We start from the raw sequence: 3,988 nt of genomic DNA, 5'->3' as shown, positions 1-3,988 counted from the left end.
CGGCCGGGCCGGCCACGCGCGGGAGCGCGGCCGGGGCCAGGTCGTCCGGCCCGTCGGCGTAGCCGAGGCCGCCGCCGTGGTCGTGCCACGGCCCGGCGGCAAGCTCCGACCAGGAGATTCCGGGGTACGCGGTACGCAGCGCGGCCGGGCTCGTCCCGCTCGCTGAGGCGGCGGTCGGCGCGGCGGCGGCCGGTACGACGACGGCGGGTGCGGCTGCCGCTCCGAGTCCGGCCAGGACGAACGCCAGCGTGACGACGACGGCGGTCAACCGGTCGCGAACGCGCATGGCACACCTGCCGGGCTCACAGACAGCGGAGACGCTCGATCGTCGCCGCGCACACGCTAGCAACCGCCTCCCGCGGCGGGCAACGGCCCGGCGTCCGGGTGCGCCGGTCGTGTGGACGACTGACGCACCCGGACGGTCGCGGGCCGGACTCGTCAGTGGAAGAAGTGCCGGGTGCCGGTGAGGTACATGGTCACGCCGGCCGCCTTGCAGGCCGCGATGGTCTCCTCGTCCCGGATCGAGCCGCCCGGCTGCACGATCGCCCGTACCCCGGCGTCGATGAGGATCTGCGGGCCGTCGGCGAACGGGAAGAACGCGTCCGAGGCGCAGACCGAGCCGCGGGCCCGCTCGTCACCGGCCCGGCTGACCGCCAGCCGCGCCGAGTCCACCCGGTTCACCTGCCCCATGCCGACACCGACTGTGGCGCCGTCGCGGGCCAGCAGGATCGCGTTGCTCTTGACCGCGCGGACCGCCCGCCAGGCGAACGCCAGGTCGCGCAGAGTCGCCTCGTCGGCCGGGTCGCCGGTCGCGAGCGTCCAGCCGGACGGGTCGTCGCCCGGCGCGTCGACGGCGTCCCGCGTCTGCACCAGCACGCCGCCGCTGACCTGCCGCCACTCGGCGGGCCGGGTGGCGAACGCGGGCGCCCGCAGCAGGCGGAGGTTCTTCTTGGCCCGCAGCAGCTCCAGCGCGTCCTCGTCGAAGCCGGGCGCCACCAGCACCTCGGTGAAGATCTCCGCGACCTGGCCGGCCATCGCCGCGTCGACCGGCCGGTTCACCGCGATCACGCCGCCGAACGCGGAGACCGGGTCGCAGGCGTGCGCCTTGCGGTGCGCCTCGGCCACGTCCGCGCCGACGGCGATGCCGCACGGGTTGGCGTGCTTGATGATCGCCACCGCCGGCTGGTCCGGGAAGTCGTTCGCGGCCCGCCAGGCGGCGTCGGCGTCGACGTAGTTGTTGTAGGACATCTCCTTGCCGTGCAGCTGCTCGGCCTGGGCCAGCCCGGCCGGCGCGCCCGGATCGGTGTAGAGCGCCGCCGCCTGGTGCGGGTTCTCGCCGTACCGCAGCACCGCCTGGCGGCGCAGCGCCAGCCCGGCGAACTCCGGCCAGCCGTCCTCGGCCGGCGACACGGTGCCGGCGAACCAGTCGGCCACCGCGACGTCGTAGTCGGCGATGTCGGCGAACGCGCGGGCCGCCAGCGCGCGGCGCCCGGCCAGCGTGAAGCCGCCCTCGGCGAGCGCCGCCACCACCGCCGGGTACGCCGCCGGGTCGGTCACCACCGCCACCGAGGCGTGGTTCTTCGCCGCGGCCCGCACCATCGCCGGACCGCCGATGTCGATCTGCTCGACGCACTCGTCGGTGTCGGCGCCGGAGGCGACGGTGGCCTGGAACGGGTACAGGTTGGAGACCAGCAGGTCGATGCCGGCGATGCCGTGCTCGTCGAGCTGGGCGGCGTGCGCGTCCTTGCGCAGGTCGGCGAGGAGGCCGCCGTGGATCTTCGGGTGCAGGGTCTTGACCCGCCCGTCGAGGATCTCCGGGAAGCCGGTGACCTGCTCGACCGGCGTCACCGGCACCCCGGCGCCGGAGATCGTCGACGCGGTGCTCCCGGTCGACACGATCTCCACGCCGGCCTCGTGCAGGGCGCGGGCCAGCTCGGCCAGGCCGGTCTTGTCGTAGACGCTGACCAGCGCGCGCCGGATCGGGCGGCGGCCGGCGTCCTCAGTGGCGTTCACGGGATGGTGACCTTTCTGCCGGTGATCGTCCAACCTTCACGGACCAGGCGGCCGACCTGCTCGACGAGCTGGCGCCGCTCGGCGGACTTGATGCGCTCGGTGAGCGTGTCCTCGTCGTCGTCGTCGTGCACCGGCACGGCGACCTGGGCCACGATCGGGCCGGTGTCCATGCCCGCGTCGACGAAGAACAGGGTGGCCCCGGTGACCTTCACGCCGTACGCCAGCGCGTCGCGGGGGCCGTGGATGCCGGGGAACGCCGGCAGCAGCGTGTTGTGCGTGTTGAGGTAGCGGTCGCCGAACGCGGCCAGGAACTCCGGGCCGACCAGCTTGAGGAAGCCGGCGCTGATGACCAGGTCGGGCCGGTGCTCGGCGACCCGCGCGGTGAGCGCCTTGTCCCAGTCGGCGCGGGTGGGGTGGTCCTTGACCCGCTCGACGAAGGACGGCACGCTCGCGGCGGCCGCCCGGTCCAAGCCGGCGATCCCGTCCCGGTCGGCGCCGACCGCGACCACCCGGGCGCCGTACCCGGGGTCGGCGGTGGCGTCCAGCAGCGCCTGGAGGTTGCTGCCGGAGCCGGAGACGAGGACGACGAGGCGGGCGACGGACGCGGGCTCGGTCACCGGGCAACCCTATCGGGCAGGTCAGGCGGCCCGGCCGCGGGGCGGCGGCTCATCGGTTGACCTCCCGGGTGGCGTGATCGCGGTACGCTGCCGGTCGCCCGGTGTCCGGCCTCGCGCCCGGCCCGCACCCCCACGAAGAATCCGGCACGCCGCGTGCCGTCGGACCGAGGAGTACCTCCATGCAGCCCGGATACCCCCCGCAGCAGCCGCAGCAGATCGACAACAACATGACGATGTCCATCGTCGCGATCTTCCTGTTCTGGCCGCTCGCGATCCCGGCCATCATCAACGCGTCGAAGGTCAACCCGCTGATCCAGCAGGGTGACTACGCCGGCGCCCAGGCCGCCGCGGCCGAGTCCAAGAAGTGGTCCAAGTGGGCCCTCATCGTCGGCCTGGTCTGGATCGGCCTCATCGTGGTGTGTTGCCTCTTCGGCGGCCTGGCTGGTCTCGTCGGCGGCAGCAGCACAAACTGACGGACAACCCGAACCGATCTGAGGAGCACCCAGACATGCAGCCCGGTTACCCCGGACAGGACCCGTACGGCCAGCAGCCGAACCAGGACCCGACCGCGCAGCCGCACGACCCGTACGCCCAGCCGCCGCAGGCCCCGCAGTACGGCCAGCCGCCGCAGTACGGGCAGCAGCCGCAGTACGGCCAGCAGCCCACCTCGGGCCAGCCGTACGGCCAGCCCACCTCGGGTCAGCCCGCCTACGGCCAGGACCCGTACGCGCAGCAGCAGCCGTACGGTGCCGCGCCGCAGTACCCGGGTGCCGGCTACCCGGCCGGGGCGGGCCAGGCCCCGAACAACACGCTGGGCCTCGTGTCCATGATCCTCGGTATCGCCTCGATCCCGATGGTCTGCTGCTTCTACCTCGGCATCCCGCTGGGTATCGCGGCGGCGGTCACCGGCTACCTGGGCCGCCAGAAGGCCGCGCAGGGGCTCGCCAACAACGACGGTCAGGCCAAGACCGGTCTGATCTGCGGCGCGATCGGCGCCGGCCTGGGCATCATCCTGATCATCCTGGGCATCGTCGCAAACGTCAGCCTGCCCGCCCAGCCCTGATCGTCCGTCGTCCAGGGGCGTCCACCTTCCGGTGGGCGCCCCTGACGCGTCTGCGGGCCCCGGAGGCGGCGCGTCAGCGGGTGCGGGTCAGCGGGTTGCGCGTCAGCGGGTGCGGGTGCGGGTCAGCGTGCGGGTGGCGGCGGCGCCGAGCACCGCGCCCACCCCGGTCACGAGCGTGGCCACCGCGGCCACCGCCCACGGTGACGGCCCGACCTCGGCCAGCCGGCCGCCGCCCAGCGACCCGCCGGAGGCCGCCGCGAACAGCCCCAGCAGCGCGCCCGCGACCGGTCCGGCG

At 74.3% G+C, this 3,988-nt stretch carries 5 protein-coding genes and 1 pseudogene; 2 read left to right on the top strand and 4 right to left on the bottom strand.

Going from position 1 to position 3,988, the window contains the following annotated elements:
* The 3 genes and pseudogenes from AC2CHG_RS30360 to purN all read right to left on the bottom strand — a co-directional run.
* Positions 1–286: pseudogene (locus AC2CHG_RS30360) on the bottom strand (hypothetical protein); the annotation flags it as partial.
* Positions 287–438: 152 nt separating this feature from the next.
* Entirely contained in the window at positions 439–2,013 is a 1,575-nt protein-coding gene (gene purH, locus AC2CHG_RS30355) for a bifunctional phosphoribosylaminoimidazolecarboxamide formyltransferase/IMP cyclohydrolase (RefSeq protein ID WP_484526099.1), read from the bottom strand.
* Positions 2,010–2,630, bottom strand: coding sequence for a phosphoribosylglycinamide formyltransferase (gene purN, locus AC2CHG_RS30350; RefSeq protein ID WP_262015837.1), 621 nt, complete (start codon positions 2,628–2,630; stop codon positions 2,010–2,012). Before purN ends, purH begins: the two co-directional genes overlap by 4 nt.
* Before the next feature lie 179 nt (positions 2,631–2,809).
* Here purN and AC2CHG_RS30345 point away from each other — a divergent pair, with 179 nt between their 5' ends.
* Positions 2,810–3,103, top strand: coding sequence for a CD225/dispanin family protein (locus AC2CHG_RS30345; protein WP_194801347.1), 294 nt, complete (start codon positions 2,810–2,812; stop codon positions 3,101–3,103).
* A gap of 35 nt (positions 3,104–3,138) precedes the next feature.
* A complete protein-coding gene (locus AC2CHG_RS30340) occupies positions 3,139–3,693 on the top strand; it encodes a DUF4190 domain-containing protein (protein WP_262015836.1) in 555 nt (184 codons plus the stop codon).
* A 102-nt stretch (positions 3,694–3,795) separates the two neighbouring features.
* On the opposite strand, the gene AC2CHG_RS30335 is transcribed toward AC2CHG_RS30340, so the two are convergent.
* Positions 3,796–3,988: cell division protein PerM (locus tag AC2CHG_RS30335; protein ID WP_484526098.1), on the bottom strand; the 193-nt coding region annotated here is incomplete at its 5' end.

The sequence above is a fragment of the Micromonospora sp. ATLC20 genome (genome assembly GCF_057196585.1).
This window is presented reverse-complemented; position numbering and strand designations above follow the sequence as displayed.

Bases quoted from the DNA above. Each gene is read 5' to 3' on its own strand.
- AC2CHG_RS30345 (WP_194801347.1), top strand. From the start codon at position 2,810: ATGCAGCCCGGATACCCCCCGCAGCAGCCGCAGCAGATCGACAACAAC.
- AC2CHG_RS30340 (WP_262015836.1), top strand. From the start codon at position 3,139: ATGCAGCCCGGTTACCCCGGACAGGACCCGTACGGCCAGCAGCCGAAC.